Raw genomic sequence first — 16,681 nt, 5'->3', positions numbered from 1 at the left:
CGCCACTCACCGATGATGTCCCGCCGGGCCCGCTCAGCGCGGAAAGACCTCGAACTTCGGGGACTTGTCGGTGAGCGACGGGGGCACCCGGTAGTGACGCAGGGTGAAGCCCATCATCTCGCGGAACGCCGGCGCGGCGACCGCGCCGCCCTCGCCGCCGGGGCTCCAGACGAAGACCGCCACCACGTAGCGGGGCTTCTCCGCCGGGGCCATCCCGATGAACGAGCCGACCTCGCCCGGCTGCTTCTTGCCGTTGTCGTAGCGCAGGCCGGTGCCGGTCTTGCCGGCCACCCGGTAGCCGGGCACCGCGGCGGCCAGGCCGGTGGCCCGCCCGTCCGGGCCGTCCACGGTGGTGACCGCCTCCAGCATCCGGCGCAGGTCGGCCGCGTTGGCCGGGCTGAGCACCGATCGGGTGGCCGGTGCGGCGCTCGGGGTGCCCTTGCCGTCCGGGCCGATCGTCTCCTTGACCAGGTGCGGCTGCACGTACGTGCCGTTGTTGGCGATGGCGTTGTAGGCGGCGGCCATCTGCAACGGGGTGGCGTCCACGCTGTGCCCGATCGGCACCGACCCGTACGACGACCCGCTCCACTCGTCGGCCGGGAGCAGCCGGCCGGACGCCTCGCCGGGCAGGCCCTCGCCGGTCGGCTGGCCCAGCCCGAACCGCTTCTGGTAGTCGATCAGCCGGTCCTTGCCCAGCTTGTCGGCGATCTCGATGGTCGCGATGTTGGACGAGAACGCGAGCATCCCCGGGATGCTCATGACGCGGCCGTTCGCGTGGTGCGTGTCCTCGAACGGCACACCGCCCAGGACCACGGTATTGGCGACCGGGAACGTGGTGTCCGGCGTGATCACGCCCTCCTGGAGCGCCGCGCCGTAGGTGATCGCCTTGTGGATCGAGCCGGGGTCCACCACGAAGCTGGTGGCCGCGTCGTCCCGGTCGGCCGGCGAGTTGACCTTGGCCGGGTCGGCCGCGTCGTAGGTGGGCTGGCTGGCCTGGGCCAGCACCTCCCCGGTGGGGACGTCCAGGATCACCGCCGCGGCGACGCTGCCCTTGGCCTGGGCCACCTGCTTGGCCAGGATCCGCTGTGTCATGAACTGCAGGTCCCGGTCGATGGTGAGCTGCAGCGAGCTGCCCGGCTTCGGCTGGGTGGTGCTGCTGTAGCCGCCCGGGATGGGTGCGGCCAGGTCACCCAGGCCCACCTCGTAGGTCCGCTTGCCGGCTTGGCCGCGCAGCACGTCGTCGTACTTGGCCTCCAGGCCCTCCAGGCCGTTCATGTCCTGGCTGACGAAGCCGATCATGTTGGCCGCCAGGTCACCGCCGGGCACCTCGCGCCGCTCGTCGCGGTGCGTGCCGATGCCGGCCAGGTCGAGCGCCATGATCTGCTTGGCGGTGCCGATCTCGACGCCCCGGGCCAGGTAGACGAACTGCAGGTCGATGTCGGTGCCGGGCCGCTTGCTCCGCCGCATCCTGTCGGCCAGCTCCGACGCCGGCACGCCGAGCAGCGGGGAGAGCGCCCGCGCGGTGGCGAACCGGTCCTTGACCCGGGTCGGGTCGGCGAAGACGTAGCGCGCCTCCACGCTGTGCGCCAGCGGCTCGCCGGTGCGGTCGAGGATGGCGCCGCGCGGGGCCGGCAGCTCGACCACCGCGATCCGGTTGGGCAGGCCGCCGTCGGCGTACGCCGGGCTGTCCGCCATCTGGAGATAGACCAGCCGGACGCCGATGCTGGCGAACAGCGTCAGGGCCAACACCGTGGCCAGCCGCAGCCGCCGGCGCGGGTCGCCCAGCCGGGGCGGCCGGCGGGGCTTGCGGACCGGCCGGCGGGCCGCCGGGCGGCGCGGGCCGGGCCGGCGGCGCGGCGGCGGGTCGTCCTCGTCGTCGAACGGCTCGTGCACCGGGCGGGTGGAGACGGTCCGCACCACGCCGGCGCGACCGCCCGCCGTCCGGCGGCCGGCCCGGCCGCTCTCCCCGGCCGTGGCCGGCTCCCGCCGGCCGGCGCGGGTGGCCCGGCCGCCGTCGACCACCTGCAACGCCGGCCGGAACGGGTCGCCGGAGCGACTGCTGCGCGGGGTACGCCGCTGCTCGGCGCCACCCTCGCGGATGGTCCGCCCGCGCGGGGTGTACGCCCGGGCGTCGGAGATCCCGCCGACGCCCGGCTCCCGCGGCTCGGCCCCACGCGACGAGCCGCGCCGGGAGCCCGTGGGGTCCCGGCGCGGCTCGTCCGATCTCGGCGGCACCGCTCAGCCTCCGTTGCCCTGCTGGCCGGCGCCGGCCGGCGCGCCCTCCGCGGGGTGCGGCACGCCGATCGTCCGGCCGTCCGGCAGCCGGATGTACGCCGGGTCGTCCGACTCCACCAGGCCCAGCTTGCGGGCGTTGGCGGTGAGGTTGCCCGGCGCCTTCTGGTCGGCGATCTCCTTCTTCAGCTCCTGCTCGTCCACGTCGAGCTTGGCCTGCTGCTGCTGGAGCCGCTCCAGCCGGAACGCGTTCTCATTGATCTTGGTGTTGACCGCCAGGATGCCGAGCACCCCGCCGACCACGAGCACCAGGATCATCCCGACGAAGGGCGCTCGCGGCACCCGGATCGGCGGCGGCGGGGCGACCCGCAGCCGCGGCGCGGCCGGCGTGGTGACCCGGGTCCGCTCGGCCGGACGCAGCGCGGCGCTGCCCGCCGTCGGGTACTCGCGTGCCCCCCGGGCGCGGGTCCCCTCCCGGCGGTCGGCCGCGGTCGTCGTCGTGTCTCGTGTGGTGCGCGCCGTGGTCCGGCCCCCCGACCGCGGTGCGCGCTGCCCGACGGCCCCCCGGCCGTCGCGCTTCTCGACGTTCATGTCCCCTCCCCCTCCTCGTCCGTCCCGTTCCCCGGTTGGTGCATCGCCTTCACCCGGCGGCGGTACCGTTCGCGGTCGGTACGCCCCTGCCGGGTCGCCTCCGGATCGAGCCGTTCCGCGGCCCGCAGCCGCACCGAGGCGGCCCGCGGGTTCGCGGCCACCTCCGCCTCCCCGGGAAGCTCGGCGCCCCGGCTCAACAGCCGGAACGTCGGGCCCGACCCGGGCAGTTCGACCGGAAGGTCGACCGGGCCCTTGCTGCGGACCCGGTCGGCGAGCGCCTGCTTGGTGAGCCGGTCCTCCAGCGAGTGGTAGGACAGGACCACCATGCGGCCGCCCACGGTGAGCTTGTCCAGAGCGGCCGGCAGCGCCGTCTCCAGCGCCGCCAGTTCTCTGTTTACCTCGATCCGTAAAGCCTGAAACGTTCTCTTTGCCGGGTGTCCGCCCGTTCGTCGGGCTGGCGCCGGAATCGCGTCCCGGACCAGCTCCGCCAACCGGGCCGACGACGTGATCCGGGTCCGCTCGCGCTCCCGGATGATCGCCGACGCGATCTTGCCGGCGAACTTCTCCTCGCCGTACACCCGCAGCAGGCGGGCCAGCTCCGGGTGGCCGTAGCTGTTGACCACCTCCTCGGCGGTCACCCCCCGGGTCTGGTCCATCCGCATGTCCAGCGGCGCGTCCTGCGCGTAGGCGAACCCGCGGTCGGGCGCGTCCAGTTGCAGCGACGAGACGCCGAGATCGAACAGCACGCCGTCGATCGCCGGATAGCCGAGCCGGTCCAGCACCTCGGGCAGCTCGTCGTAGACGGCGTGCTCCAGGTGGATCCGGTCGGCGAACCGGGCCAGGCGGACCCGCGCGTGGGCGAGCGCCTCGGTGTCCCGGTCCAGGCCGACGAGGATCGTCTCCGGGTGCGCCGTGAGCACCGCCTCGGCGTGCCCGGCCAGGCCGAGCGTGGCGTCGACGTGCACGGTCCGGCCGGGGCGGCCCAGCGCGGGGGCCAGCAGCTCGAGACACCGCTCGAGCAGCACCGGCACGTGCGTGCCGCGCAGCTCCCCCATGTCGACCCCCACTGCTCGAAAACCGATTCCGTCCACGTGTCCGTCGCCGTCACGACGCCTCGCCATACCGCCAGATCCCCATCCGCTCCCCGCCCGCCGGAGGCCGCGGCCCTCCGTGTCGGATCGTGCGCCTGGCACCGGGGAAGGGGTGCCAGGAACTCGAAAGCGGCTGGAGATCTCGCAGTACGTCGGGCGCCGTCACGCCCTACAGACCGCCGGGCAGCACCCCCTCCTCGATGTCGGCGAAGTCGTCTTCGCTCTCCGCGAGGTAGGCCTCCCAGGCCGCCCTGTCCCAGATCTCCACCCGGGTGCTCGCCCCGATCACGACCAGCTCCCGGTCGAGGGCCGCGTACGACCGCAGGTGCCCGGGAATCGTGACCCGCCCCTGCTTGTCCGGCACCTCGTCGTGCGCGCTGGCGAAGAAGACCCGGCTGTAGGCCCGGGCCGCCTTGCTGGTCATCGGTTGCGCGCGCAACTGGTCCGCGATGCGCTGGAACTCGGGCATCGGGAAGACGTAGAGACAGCGCTCCTGCCCTTTGGTGATCACGACACCCCCCGCCAGCTCATCCCGGAACTTGGCCGGCAGGATCAACCGGCCTTTGTCGTCCAGGCGCGGAGTGTGGGTGCCGAGGAACATCGGCCCAACCCCCTCGCCCTGAGCGGCGTTCGCGGCGCCGCTGACCCCCCGGGCCGGTGTGGCCCTCCCGGCCTCACCATCGCGCCCCACTCTACTCCACTTCCCTCCACCTGCAACCAGAATCGCCGCTTCGGCGCGGCGTGTCCGCGCGCAAAACCGCACGTCAATGCGGGTGGGGCGGAGTGGAGGGGGTGGACGGCCCCGCCGGGCGTCCAGTACCCGACATCGACCGCCGCCGTCCGGAGGAGGACGCTCCGGCCGTCCACCGCGCCGTCCCCGCCCGAACGGTTCGCCGTCGGCGGCGATCTGGCGGCGGTCGTGGTCCGGTAACCTCGCTCGGGTGACGGACGCGAAGATGCCCATGCGGGCAAAGGTGGCCAGCTCCGTGTCGCGCACCGCCGCGGCGCTGTCGCGGGCCGCGGGTCGTGGCGACGGCTCGGTGATCGGCGGCTGGATCGGCCTCAAGATCGATCCCGACCTGCTCGCCCACCTCTCGGCCGGGCGCGCCATCGCCCTGGTGTCCGGCACCAACGGCAAGACCACCACCACCCGGCTGACCACCGCCGCGGTCGGCGTGCTGGGCCGGGTCGCCTCCAACGCCTTCGGCGCCAACATGCCCACCGGGCACACCTCGGCGCTGGCCAAGGCCGGCAGCACGCCCTACGCCGTGCTGGAGGTGGACGAGCACTACCTGGCCCAGGTGCTGGAGGCGACCGAGCCGCACGTGGTGGCGCTGCTCAACCTCTCCCGCGACCAGCTCGACCGCGCCAAGGAGGTCGCCATGATGGCGCAGCTCTGGCGCGCCGCGCTGGTCCGGCACCCGAAGGTGCGGGTGGTCGCCAACGCCGACGACCCGATGGTGGTCTGGGCCTCGACGCCGCCCGCCGACCCGGCCCAGGGTCACGTGCCGCCGCACGTCACCTGGTTCAGCGCCGGCCAGCGCTGGCACGACGACTCGTGGGTCTGCCCCGAGTGCGGCTCCACCATCCAGCGCTCCGGCGGGCAGTGGTGGTGCACCGGCTGCCCGCTGCGCCGCCCCGAGCCGCAGTGGACGGTCGAGGACGACGGGGTGCTCGACCCCACCGGCGCCTGGCACAAGATCCAGCTCCAGCTCCCCGGCAAGGTCAACCTCGGCAACGCGGCCACCGCGCTCGCGGTCGCCGCCGAGTTCGGCGTACGCCCGGTGGACGCGGTCTCCCGGCTGGGCACGGTCACCTCGGTGGCCGGCCGCTACGCCCAGGTGGAGCGGGACGGGCGCAACATCCGGCTGCTGCTGGCCAAGAACCCGGCGAGCTGGCTGGAGGCGTTCGACATGGCCGACGTCGCGCCGACCCTGCTCTCGATCAACGCGCGTGACCCCGACGGGCTGGACACGTCATGGCTGTTCGACGTCGACTTCTCGCCGCTGGCGGGGCGGCAGGTGCTGATCACCGGCGACCGGGCGTACGACCTGGCGGTGCGCCTCGACGTCAACGGCGTGCCGTTCCGGCACGTGCGGACGTTCGACAAGGCGGTCCGGGCGGTGCCGCCGGGCCGGCTGGAGGTCATCGCCAACTACACCGCCTTCCAGGACATCCGAGCGGAGCTGGACCGTGTCAACTGAGAGCCTGCGCATCGTCTGGGTCTATCCCGACCTGCTGTCCACCTACGGCGACCGGGGCAACGCGCTGATCCTGGCCCGCCGCGCCCAGTTGCGCGGCATGCCCGTCGAGATGCTGGAGGTCCGCTCCGACCAGCGGCTGCCCGCCACCGCCGACATCTACCTGATCGGCGGCGGCGAGGACGGCCCGCAGGCGCTGGGCGCCCAGCGGCTGCTCGCCGACGGCGGCCTGCACCGGGCGGTGGCCCAGGGGTCGGTGGTGTTCGGCGTCTGCGCCGGCTACCAGTTGCTCGGCACCTCCTTCTTCGCCAAGGGCACCCGCTGCACCGGCCTGGAGCTGCTCGACCTCTCCTCCGACCGGGGCCCGACCCGGGCGGTCGGCGAGCTGGCCGGCGAGGTCGACCCCCGGCTGGGCGTCCCGCACCTGAGCGGGTTCGAGAACCACGGTGGACGCACCCACCTCGGCCCGGGCGTGTCGCCGCTGGCCCGGGTGACCGCCGGGGTCGGCAACGACGGCGCCACCGAGGGCGCCTGGCGGGGCAAGCTGCTCGGCACCTATTCGCACGGTCCGGCGCTGGCCCGCAACCCCGACCTGGCCGACCTGCTGCTGCGCTGGGCCACCGGCATCCACCAGCTCCCCCCGCTCGACGACACCTGGGCCGACCGGCTCCGGTCCGAGCGCCGCAACGCGGTGGCCGCCGCCGCCCGGGCATGACCGGCGCCGCCCGACCGGGGCGGCGACCGGTGACCCGCCGGCTCGTCGGGCTGCTCAGGCAGCCGTCGGCGCGCCGGTTCGGGCTGTTGCTCCTGCTGCTCGCCGCGTTCGCGGTCACGCTGCTGGTGGTGCCCCGGCCGGACGCGGCCGACCTGCCCCGGCTCGCCGACACGCTCGGCGGCTACGCCCCGGTCGCGGCCGTCGTCGGCGGCGCGCTGCTGCTGGTGGCGCTGGTGCCCCGGACGTTCGTCACGCTGGCCTCCGGCGCGATCTTCGGCCCGGTGCAGGGCGCCGCGTACGCGCTCGGCGCGGCGCTGCTCGCGGCGGCGCTCGGCTTCGCGGTCGGCCGGCTGCTGGGCCGCGACTTCGTGGCCGAGCGGGTCCGCGGCCGGCTGGCCCGGCTCGACGGCTGGTTCGCCCGGCAGAGCGTGTTCGGGGTGATCACCGTGCGGCTGCTGCCGATCGCCGGCTTCGGGCTGGTCAGTTACGGCTACGGCACCACCGGGGCGCGGGTGCTGCCGTTCCTGGCCGGCAGCGTGATCGCCTCTGCCCCCACCGCCATCGGCTACGCCGCGATCGGCGCGGCGGTGAGCAGCCCCGGCTCGATCAACTGGTACGCCGCCGCCCCGGCCAGCCTCGGCCTGATCGCCAGCGTGCTCATCATCCACCGGTGGTGGCGGGCCGAGCGGCAGCGCCGGCTGGGCCCGAGCTGACGTGGCCGACGGCGGGGAGGCGATGCCCGGCGGGTTCGTCGCCGAGGTGGTCCGGCTCGGCGACACGGTCCGTCGCACGCCACCGGCCGACGCCGACTTCGCCGCCGCGCTGCTGCGTCACCTGGCGGCGACCGCGCCCGGCGTCGCGCCCGCGTACCTCGGCACTGACGAGCGGGGGCGGCAGGTGCTCTCGCACGTCGACGGGCTGGTCCCCTGGCGCGACCGGGAGGACCCGGCCTTCTTCTCCGACGCCGCGCTCACCCACCTGGCCGGGCTGATCCGCGCGGTGCACGACGCCTGCGCCGGGACCGTCCTGGCCGGCGACGCGGAGACGGTCTGCCACCGGGACCTGTCGCCGAAGAACACGGTCTACCGGGCCGGCGCGGCCGGTCCCGTGCCGGTGACGCTGCTGGACTGGGACCTCGCCGGCCCCGGCCGACGGATCGAGGACGTCGCGTTCGCCGGCTGGCACTGGGCCACCCTCGGCGGCGACGCCGACCCGGCCGAGCTGGGCCGCCGCTGCCGGCTGCTCTGCGACGCCTACGAGGGGCCGAGCGGCCGCCTGCTGCCCCGCGACGAGCTGACCGGTGTCCTGATCGACCAGGTCGAGGGCACCTGGCGGGGCATCGCCGCCGGCGCCGACCGAGGCGAGCCCGCGATGCGCCGGCTGCGCGCCGCGGGCGTGGTCGAGACGGTGCGCGGTTGGCGCGACTGGCTGTGCCGGCACCGCCCGACGATTGAGGCCGCGCTGGGCACGGGGTGAGTTCCCGGCACGGCAGGGCCACCGGCGGTCCGGCGACGGCGCGGTCGGGAGCAGCCCGCCCCGACCGGCGGCGGCACCGACACCACCGGGCGGGCCACTGATCGCTGGTCGCCGCCCGTCACCTCCGCGACGCCTTTGGAGCTGACATCAGAAACGACTCAGGGCGCCCAGGCCCGCTCGGGCAACGCGTGAGTCGTTGACGCCATCAGCTCGAAAGGCACCAGCCAGCGGCCCCAGGGCCGGGTGGGTACCGCCGACCGCCCTACCGCCCGACGGCCCGACGGCCCGACCGCCCGACGGCGCTACCGCCCGACCGCCCGACCGCGCGACCGCCCGACGGCCCGACCGCGCGACCGCCCGGAGCGGCGGCACCGCGCGGCTGGTCGGTCCGCCCGGCGGGATCCGGTCAGCGCGGCGGCACGACCAGGCCGGCCTCGTAGGCGGCGATCACCAGGTGCACCCGGTCGCGGGCGTCCAACTTGGTGAAGAGCCGGGCCACGTGCGCCTTGGCGGTGGCCGGGCTGATCACCAGCTCCGCCGCGATCTCCGCGTTGGACAACCCGCGCGCCACCAGACCGAGCACCTCCCGCTCCCGGTCGGTGACACCGGGCAGGTTACGAGGGCGGGGCGCCGGCGCGGGCCGGCGGGCGAACTCGGCGAGCAGCCGCCGGGTGACGCCGGGCGCGATCAACGCGTCGCCGGCCGCCACCACCCGCACCGCGCCCAGGATCTCCTCCAGGGCCATGTCCTTGACCAGGAAGCCGCTCGCCCCGGCGCGCAGCGCCGCGTGCACGTGCTCGTCGTCGTCGAAGGTGGTGAGCACCAGTACCCGGGTGGCTCCACCGGCCGCGACGATGTCCCGGGTGGCCGCGATCCCGTCGGTGCCGGGCATCCGCAGGTCCATCAGCACCACGTCGGGCGCCAGTTCCCGCGCCGAGCGGACCGCCTCGGCGCCGGTTCCCGCCTCGCCGACGACCACCAGGTCCGGTGCGTCGGTCATGAGCACCCGCAGGCCGGCGCGCACCAGCGGCTGGTCGTCGACGAGAAGCACCCGGATCGTCACGCCGGACCCACCGGCAGCACCGCGTCGACCCGGAAGCCGCCCTCCGGGCGTGGCCCGGCGACGCACCGGCCGCCGAGCAGCGCGGCCCGCTCCCGCATGCCGACGATCCCGTGGCCCTCGCCGCCGACCGGGCCGCCGCGACCCTCGTCGACCACCTCGACGCGTACCCCGTCCGGCGCGTGCCGCACGGTCACCCGGCACCTGTCGACCCGCGCGTGGCGTACCACGTTGGTCAGTGCCTCCTGCACGATCCGGTACACGGCCAGCTCCACCTCGGCCGGCAGCGGGCCCGGCTCGCCGTCGACGGTCAGCGTCACCCGTACCCCGGCGTCGGCCCCGGCCCCGACCAGCCGGTCCAGGTCGGACAGTCCGGGCGTGGGGTCCAGCGACGCCGCCGCGCCGTCCGGGCGGCGCAGCGCGCCGAGGGTACGACGGAGCCCGGCCAGGGTCTCCCGGCTGGTCGTCTCGATGGTGGTGAGCGCGGCCCGCGCCTGCGCGGGTTGGCTGTCGATGACCCGGGCGCCCACGCCCGCCTGGATGGCGATCACCCCGATGCTGTGCGCCACCACGTCGTGCAGTTCCCGGGCGAGGCGCAGCCGTTCGGCGGTGACCGCCTCGGCGGCGGTGTGCGCCCGCACCTGCTCGGCGTGCGCGCGGCGGGCCAGCACCGAGTTGCCCACCACCCACGCCGCGAGGACCGCCGGCACGGAGAGCGTGGCCCGGTCCAGCGCGCCCGCGGCCGGGTTCACGAAGGCGGCGGCCACCTGCACCAGAAGCACCATGACCGCCGCGGGCACCGACGCCCGACGCGGCCCACGGGCCGCGACCGCGCCGAGCATCACGTCCACGACGAGGAACTGCAGATACCACAGGCCGGCCAGGTAGCCCTGCTCCCACGCGTTGGTGGTGGCGGTGACCAGCGACGCCCCGGCGAGCATGAGACCGAGGGCGAGCAACGGTCGGCGACGCAGCAGGCCGGCGGGCAGCAGCACGGCCAGGACCGGCACGAGGTAGCGCAACGGCAGCCCGGGCACGCTGTGGTCGGGGGTGGGCACGACGAGCACCGGGCCGCCGGCACCGGAGGTGGCCGCGAGCAGCAACGCCACCGGCAGCAACGCCACCGCGGACCAGATCAGGACCGTCCGCACCCGTCGGGCCACGACGCGCGGACGCGGGACGACCGCCTCCATGGGCACACCGTAGCCAGCGGCCGGCCGCCCGGTCATCGGCCCGGGGGCGTACGCCCGGGGGCGGGGTCCCACCGGCCGGGTGTGGTCCCCGGCACGACGACCCGGCGGCCGGGACACGGGAGCGTCGAAGCCATGATCGAGCTCAGGGACCTCACCAAGCGGTACGGCGGGACGACAGCCGTCGACCGACTGACCCTCACCGTCCGGCCCGGACACGTCACCGGTTTCCTCGGACCGAACGGCGCCGGCAAGTCCACCACGCTCCGGCTCGTCCTCGGCCTGCACCGGCCGACGAGCGGCACCGCCCTGGTGGACGGGCGGCCGTTCGCCGGCCGGCCACGAGGGCTGCGGTACGCGGGCGCGCTGCTGGACGCCGGCGACGTGCACGGCGGGCGAAGCGCGCGGGCGCACCTGGCGGCGCTGGCCCGCAGCAACGGACTCCCCCGCGCCCGGGTGGGCGAGGTGCTGGACCAGGTCGGCCTGGCCGAGGTCGCCGGACGCCGGATCGGCGGCTTCTCGCTCGGCATGCGCCAGCGCCTCGGCATCGCCGCCGCGCTGCTCGGCGACCCACCGGTGCTGCTGTTCGACGAGCCCTTCAACGGTCTCGACCCGGAGGGGGTGCGCTGGGTGCGCGGGCTGTTCCGGCGACTCGCCGCCGAGGGCCGCACCGTGCTGGTCTCCAGCCACCTGATGAGCGAGATGGCGCAGACCGCCGACCACCTCGTGGTCATCGGGCGGGGTGAACTGCTCGTCGACGAGAGCCTGGCCGCGTTCGCCGCCCGCACCGCGCACGACCGGGTAGTCGTGCGGACGCCCGATCCGGACGCGCTCGACGCCGCGCTCACGGCGGCCGGCGGCGTCGTCACCCGGGACGGCGACGGCCTCACGGTCACCGGCCTGCCCGCCGGGCGGATCGGTGAGCTGGCCCTGCGGGCCGGTGTCGTGGTGTACGGGCTGCACGCCGACGCCGCCTCGCTGGAGGAGGCGTTCATGGCGCTCACCGCCGACCGACTCGACTACGCCGCCGGAGGCCGATGATGCGCGCCCGTTTCCGTGACCTGCTCGCCGCCGAGTGGATCAAGCTGTGGTCGCTGCGCTCCACGTACGGGGCGCTGGCGCTGATCGCCGTCTCGGCGGTCCTGTTCAGCGCCCGGGCCGCGCTCGGCGACCACCACAACTGGCCGGACTACCCGGCCGAGCGGCGGGCCGCCTTCGACCCGCTCCACGACGCCTTCCCCGAGGAGGGCTGGCTGTTCGTCATGCTCGCGGCCGGGGCGGTCGGCGCGGTCATGATCGCCGGCGAGTACGCCAGCGGTCAGATCCGCACCACGTTCCTCGCCGTGCCGGACCGTCGGGCCGTGGTCGCCGCCAAGATCGCGGTGCTGGCCGCCGTCATGCTGGCGGTCGGCGCGGTGGCCGCCGCCGCCTCCTTCTGGGTGTCTCAGACGATCCTCGCCGACCGGGACGCGGGCCTGTCGATCGGCGACCCGGGGGCGTTGCGCGCCGTGGTCGCCTCGACGCTGCTGCTGCCGGTCTGCGCGCTCATCGGGTTCGGCGTCGGCGCCCTGGTGCGGCACACCGCCCCGGCGGTCGTGGTCACCACGACGCTGCTGCTGCTCGCCCCGCTGGCCTTCGACATCGACCGGCGGTGGAGCGCGGCGATCCACAACGCGCTGCCGGTGCCGGCCTGGGAACGCCTGGTCGGGAACCCGTACGTGCTGCCGAACCTGCACGTGGCGACCGTGCCCGGGTCCTGGGCGGTGTACGCCGCCTGGCCGGTGGCCGCCGCGGTGCTCGCCGCGGTCGTCGTGCACCGCCGCGAACCCTGAGCCGCCGGTGGGTGGGCGCGCCCGCACCGGGGCGCGCCCACGGACCGGCCTCAGGCGACGACCGAGACCATCCGGCCCTTCACCACGATCACCTTGCGCGGCTCCTTGCCGGCCAGCGCGCCGGCGACGGCCTCCAGCGCGGCCGCCCGGACCGCCTCCTCGGACGCGTCGGCCGCCACCTCGATCCGGCCGCGGACCTTGCCGTTGACCTGCACCGGGTAGGTCACCGACTCGGCCACCAGCAGCGCCGGATCGGCGACCGGGAAGTCCGCGTACGCCAGCGAGGTGTCGTGGCCCAGCCGGCGCCACAGCTCCTCGGCCAGGTGCGGGGCGAACGGGGCGACCATCAGCACCAGCGGCTCGGCCACCTCACGCGGCGTCTCGGCCAGTTGGGTCAGGCCGTTGGTCAGCTCGATCAGCTTGGCGATCGCGGTGTTGAAGCGGATCCCGTCCATGTCGGCGCGGACCCCGTCGACCACCCGGTGCAGCAGCCGCCGGGTCGCCTCGTCGGCCGGCGCGTCGGTGACCCGCGAGCCGCCGGTCCGCTCGTCCACGACCGCACGCCACACCCGCTGCAGGAACCGGTACGAGCCGACCACCGCCCGGGTCTCCCAGGGCCGGGACACCTCCAGCGGGCCCATCGACATCTCGTACACCCGGAACGTGTCGGCGCCGTAGGCCGCGCACATGTCGTCCGGGGTGACCACGTTCTTCAGCGACTTGCCCATCTTGCCGTACTCGCGCCGGACCTCGGTCTCGCCGTGGAACCAGCGGCCGTCGACCTCGACGACCTCCTCGGCGGGCACGTAGGCGCCCCGGGGGTCGACGAACGCGTACGCCTGGATCATGCCCTGGTTGAACAGCTTGCGGAACGGCTCGAACGACGACACGTGCCCCAGGTCGAACAGCACCTTGTGCCAGAAGCGGGCGTACAGCAGGTGCAGCACGGCGTGCTCCGCCCCGCCGACGTACAGGTCGGTGCCCCCGCAGTCGCCGGGCCGCCGCGGCCCCATCCAGTACGCCTCGTTCTCCGGGTCCACGAAGCGGCCGGAGTTGGTCGGGTCCAGGTAGCGCAGCTCGTACCAGCAGGAGCCGGCCCACTGCGGCATCACGTTGGTCTCCCGGGTGTAGCGCTTCGGCCCGTCACCCAGGTCCAGCTCGACCTCGACCCAGTCGCGCCGCCGTGACAGCGGGGTCTCCGGGTTGCTCTGCGCGTCCTCCGGGTCGAACGTCTTCGGCGAGAAGTGGTCCACCTCGGGCAGCTCGACCGGCAGCATCGACTCCGGCAGCGCGATCGGCGCCCCGGTCTCGTCGTAGACGATCGGGAACGGCTCGCCCCAGTAACGCTGCCGGGAGAACAGCCAGTCGCGCAGCCGCCAGGTGACCGCGCCCGCGCCGTGCCCGTTCGCCTCCAGCCACTCGATGATCCGGGCCTTGGCCTCGGTCACGCCCAGGCCGTCCAGGTCGACGCCGCGCTCCGGGGCGGCGCTGTTGACCGCCGGCCCGTCGCCGGTGAACGCCTTGCCGTCGAAGCCCTCCGGCGGCGCCACCGTTCGCACGATCGGCAGGTCGAAGACCTCGGCGAAGTCCCAGTCCCGCTCGTCCTGGGCGGGCACCGCCATGATCGCGCCGGTGCCGTAGCCGGCCAGCACGTAGTCGGCGACGAAGATCGGGACCTGCCCGCCGGTCGCCGGGTTGGTCGCCCAGGCGCCGACGAAGACGCCGGTCTTCTCCCGGCTGTCCGACTGCCGCTCCACGTCCGTCCGTGCCGCGGCGGCCTTGCGGTACGCCTCGACGGCCGCGCGCGGGCTCGCGTGCCCGCCGGTCCAGGCGTCCTTCGTCCCGTCCGGCCAGGCGGCCGGCACCAGCGCGTCGACCAGCTCGTGCTCGGGCGCCAGCACCATGTAGGTGGCGCCGAAGATCGTGTCCGGCCGGGTGGTGAACACCCGCACCGGGCCGGCCGTGGTCGGGAAGTCGATGTGCGCGCCGGTCGAGCGGCCGATCCAGTTGCGCTGCTGCAGCTTGATCGGCTCCGGCCAGTCCAGCGTGTCCAGGTCGTCCAGCAGCCGGTCGCCGTACGCGGTGATCCGCATCATCCACTGCTTCAGGTTGCGCTTGAAGACCGGGAAGTTGCCCCGCTCGGAGCGGCCGTCGGCGGTGACCTCCTCGTTGGCCAGCACGGTGCCCAGCCCCGGGCACCAGTTCACCGGCGCCTGCGAGACGTACGCCAGCCGGTGGTCGTCGACGACGCGGCGACGCTCGGCGACGGTCAGCTCGGCCCACGGCCGGCCGTCCGGGGTGGGCCGGTTCCCACCCTCGAACTCGGCGATCAGCTCGGCGACCGGCCGGGCCCGCTTCGCGTCCGCGTCGTACCAGGAGTTGAAGACCTGCAGGAAGATCCACTGGGTCCAGCGGTAGAAGTCGGTGTCGATGGTCGCCACCGAGCGCCGCTCGTCGTGGCCCAGCCCCAGCCGGCGTAGCTGCGCCTTGTACCGCTCGATGTTGGCGACCGTGGTGGTCCGCGGGTGGGTGCCGGTCTGCACCGCGTACTGCTCGGCCGGCAGGCCGAACGCGTCGAAGCCCATCGCGTGCAGCACGTTGCGCCCGATCATCCGCTGGTAGCGGGCGTAGCAGTCGGTGCCGATGTAGCCCAGCGGGTGGCCGACGTGCAGGCCGGCGCCGGAGGGATAGGGGAACATGTCCAGCACGTACAGCTTCTCCGCGCCGGCGCGCGGGTGGCCCGGGTCGGCCAGCGGGCCGGTCGGGTTCGGCGCGTGGAAGGTGCCGTCCCGTTCCCAGGTGTCCTGCCAGCGGCGCTCGATCTCGTCGGCCAGGGCGGCGGTGTAGCGGAACGGGGGAATGTCGGTGGCCGGTGCGGCTGCCTCACTCATGGCGTCTCCTCGGCGCGGTCGGGTCAGGTGGTGGAGGTCTGCTTCGGGCACAAAAAAACCCCTCGCGCAGGAGGGGCGGCCGTGCTGTCGCGCGTTCAGCGCATCAGCACGGCTCGGTAAGAAGCAGGAAGACTCCGGCCATGCGTCGCAGTGTACCTCGGTCCCCCGTCCGGCGAATATTCCGGGCGTAACCGACCGACCACCTGCGGGAGTCGGCGATAGCGACAAACATGGTTAGCCTGAGAGGCCAGTGAGATGCGTGCGGCAGACGAGGCTCGGCGTCGCGAACCCAACGGCGGGTCCAGGTGCTCTATACAGAGCTGCCGTTCCGGCGACGAGGAGGAGGCCCGTGACACAACAGACCTGGGACGAGGTGGGCGGTCTGCTGCCGCACGACGAGTTCCGTGCCGCCAGCGAGGCCATCGTGGCCAACATCGAGCAGGTCATCGAGGGTAAGACGGCCACCGTCCGGCTCGCCCTGGCGGTGCTGCTCGCCGAGGGTCACCTGCTCATCGAGGACGTGCCCGGCGTCGGCAAGACCAAGCTCGCCAAGGCGATGGCCCGGTCCATCGACTGCTCGGTCCGCCGCATCCAGTTCACCCCCGACCTCCTGCCGAGCGACGTCACCGGCGTCAGCGTCTACAACCAGGAGACCCACGACTTCGAGTTCCGCCCCGGCGCGGTCTTCGCCAACCTGGTCGTCGGCGACGAGATCAACCGGGCCTCGCCGAAGACCCAGTCGGCGCTGCTGGAGTGCATGGAGGAGCGGCAGGTCACGGTCGACGGGGTGACCTACCAGCTCCAGACCCCGTTCATGGTGATCGCGACGCAGAACCCGATCGAGATGGAGGGGACCTACCCGCTGCCCGAGGCGCAGCGGGACCGGTTCACCGCCCGCATCGCGATGGGCTACCCGGACCCGAACGCCGAGCTGGCCATGCTCGACGGGCACGGCGCCACCGACCCGCTGTCCGGGCTGCGGCCGGTCTCCGACGCGGCCACCGTGCGCCGGCTGATCGGCCACGTCCGCCAGGTGCACGTCGCGGACGCCGTCAAGCAGTACGCGATCGCGCTGGTGACCGCCACCCGCGAGGCGCCCGACCTGCGACTCGGCGCGTCCCCGCGGGCCACCCTGCAACTGCTGCGCACCGCCCGCGCGGTGGCCGCCCTGGAGGGCCGCGACTACGTCCTCCCGGACGACCTGCAGGCGCTCGCGGTGCCGGTGCTGGCGCACCGCATCATCCCGACGGCGGACGCGCAACTGGCCCGCCGCACCACCGACGCGATCGTGTCCGAGCTGGTGCACCGCCTGCCGTTGCCGCACGACCGGCAGCGTTCCCCGTACGACACCCGGCCCGGGGGCGGCAACGGCCGCGGGCCGTACGAGCCACGGAGGCCGTGA

Annotated in this window: 14 protein-coding genes; 7 read left to right on the top strand and 7 right to left on the bottom strand. The window is 74.5% G+C overall.

Annotated features, from left to right (window positions below):
• Window positions 1-33: 33 nt before the first annotated feature.
• From H1D33_RS02915 to mraZ, 4 genes are all read right to left on the bottom strand, one after another.
• Window positions 34-2,235, bottom strand: a complete 2,202-nt coding sequence (locus tag H1D33_RS02915; protein ID WP_307755340.1) for a peptidoglycan D,D-transpeptidase FtsI family protein — start codon at window positions 2,233-2,235, stop codon at window positions 34-36.
• A gap of 3 nt (window positions 2,236-2,238) precedes the next feature.
• Window positions 2,239-2,823, bottom strand: a complete 585-nt coding sequence (gene ftsL / locus H1D33_RS02910; RefSeq protein ID WP_181569526.1) for a cell division protein FtsL — start codon at window positions 2,821-2,823, stop codon at window positions 2,239-2,241.
• Window positions 2,820-3,878 carry a 16S rRNA (cytosine(1402)-N(4))-methyltransferase RsmH gene (gene rsmH, locus H1D33_RS02905; RefSeq protein WP_181569527.1) on the bottom strand — a complete coding sequence of 353 codons (1,059 nt, stop codon included), beginning with the start codon at window positions 3,876-3,878 and terminating at the stop codon, window positions 2,820-2,822. The genes ftsL and rsmH overlap by 4 nt, the downstream gene beginning before the upstream one ends.
• Before the next feature lie 205 nt (window positions 3,879-4,083).
• Window positions 4,084-4,515: a division/cell wall cluster transcriptional repressor MraZ gene (gene mraZ, locus H1D33_RS02900; RefSeq protein ID WP_091060154.1), complete on the bottom strand. Its 432-nt coding sequence runs from the start codon at window positions 4,513-4,515 to the stop codon at window positions 4,084-4,086.
• A gap of 355 nt (window positions 4,516-4,870) precedes the next feature.
• On the opposite strand from mraZ, the gene H1D33_RS02895 reads away from it, so the two are divergent.
• The 4 genes from H1D33_RS02895 to H1D33_RS02880 are packed head-to-tail and all read left to right on the top strand — an operon-like array spanning window position 4,871 to window position 8,306.
• On the top strand, window positions 4,871-6,118 hold the full coding sequence (locus H1D33_RS02895) for a MurT ligase domain-containing protein (protein ID WP_181572936.1): 1,248 nt from the start codon (window positions 4,871-4,873) through the stop codon (window positions 6,116-6,118).
• Window positions 6,108-6,830, top strand: coding sequence for a type 1 glutamine amidotransferase (locus tag H1D33_RS02890; RefSeq protein WP_181569528.1), 723 nt, complete (start codon window positions 6,108-6,110; stop codon window positions 6,828-6,830). The genes H1D33_RS02895 and H1D33_RS02890 overlap by 11 nt, the downstream gene beginning before the upstream one ends.
• A complete protein-coding gene (locus H1D33_RS02885; RefSeq protein WP_181569529.1) occupies window positions 6,827-7,543 on the top strand; it encodes a TVP38/TMEM64 family protein in 717 nt (238 codons plus the stop codon). Before H1D33_RS02890 ends, H1D33_RS02885 begins: the two co-directional genes overlap by 4 nt.
• Window position 7,544: 1 nt before the next feature.
• On the top strand, window positions 7,545-8,306 hold the full coding sequence (locus H1D33_RS02880) for a phosphotransferase (RefSeq protein WP_181569530.1): 762 nt from the start codon (window positions 7,545-7,547) through the stop codon (window positions 8,304-8,306).
• A gap of 406 nt (window positions 8,307-8,712) precedes the next feature.
• On the opposite strand, the gene H1D33_RS02875 is transcribed toward H1D33_RS02880, so the two are convergent.
• A complete protein-coding gene (locus H1D33_RS02875; RefSeq protein WP_181569531.1) occupies window positions 8,713-9,369 on the bottom strand; it encodes a response regulator in 657 nt (218 codons plus the stop codon).
• On the bottom strand, window positions 9,366-10,559 hold the full coding sequence (locus H1D33_RS02870; protein WP_181569532.1) for a sensor histidine kinase: 1,194 nt from the start codon (window positions 10,557-10,559) through the stop codon (window positions 9,366-9,368). Before H1D33_RS02870 ends, H1D33_RS02875 begins: the two co-directional genes overlap by 4 nt.
• 132 nt (window positions 10,560-10,691) lie before the next feature.
• Between H1D33_RS02870 and H1D33_RS02865 the strand changes: the two genes are divergently transcribed.
• Both H1D33_RS02865 and H1D33_RS02860 read left to right on the top strand, forming a co-directional pair.
• Complete coding sequence (locus tag H1D33_RS02865; protein ID WP_181569533.1) at window positions 10,692-11,597, top strand: ABC transporter ATP-binding protein; 906 nt, start codon at window positions 10,692-10,694, stop codon at window positions 11,595-11,597.
• The gene (locus H1D33_RS02860; RefSeq protein ID WP_220138721.1) at window positions 11,597-12,388 is read left to right on the top strand and encodes an ABC transporter permease subunit; all 792 of its coding nucleotides are present in this window, start codon (window positions 11,597-11,599) and stop codon (window positions 12,386-12,388) included. Before H1D33_RS02865 ends, H1D33_RS02860 begins: the two co-directional genes overlap by 1 nt.
• 50 nt (window positions 12,389-12,438) lie before the next feature.
• Here the strand turns inward: H1D33_RS02860 and leuS are convergent, their stop codons facing one another.
• Window positions 12,439-15,279: a leucine--tRNA ligase gene (gene leuS, locus H1D33_RS02855; RefSeq protein ID WP_181569535.1), complete on the bottom strand. Its 2,841-nt coding sequence runs from the start codon at window positions 15,277-15,279 to the stop codon at window positions 12,439-12,441.
• Between the two features lie 349 nt (window positions 15,280-15,628).
• Between leuS and H1D33_RS02850 the strand changes: the two genes are divergently transcribed.
• Window positions 15,629-16,681 carry an AAA family ATPase gene (locus H1D33_RS02850; protein ID WP_181569536.1) on the top strand — a complete coding sequence of 351 codons (1,053 nt, stop codon included), beginning with the start codon at window positions 15,629-15,631 and terminating at the stop codon, window positions 16,679-16,681.

Origin of the sequence: Micromonospora ferruginea (genome assembly GCF_013694245.2) — a bacterium.
GTDB lineage: Bacteria > Actinomycetota > Actinomycetes > Mycobacteriales > Micromonosporaceae > Micromonospora > Micromonospora robiginosa.
The sequence above is the reverse complement of the archived record's forward strand: the minus strand, read 5'-3'. Positions and strand labels throughout refer to the sequence as shown.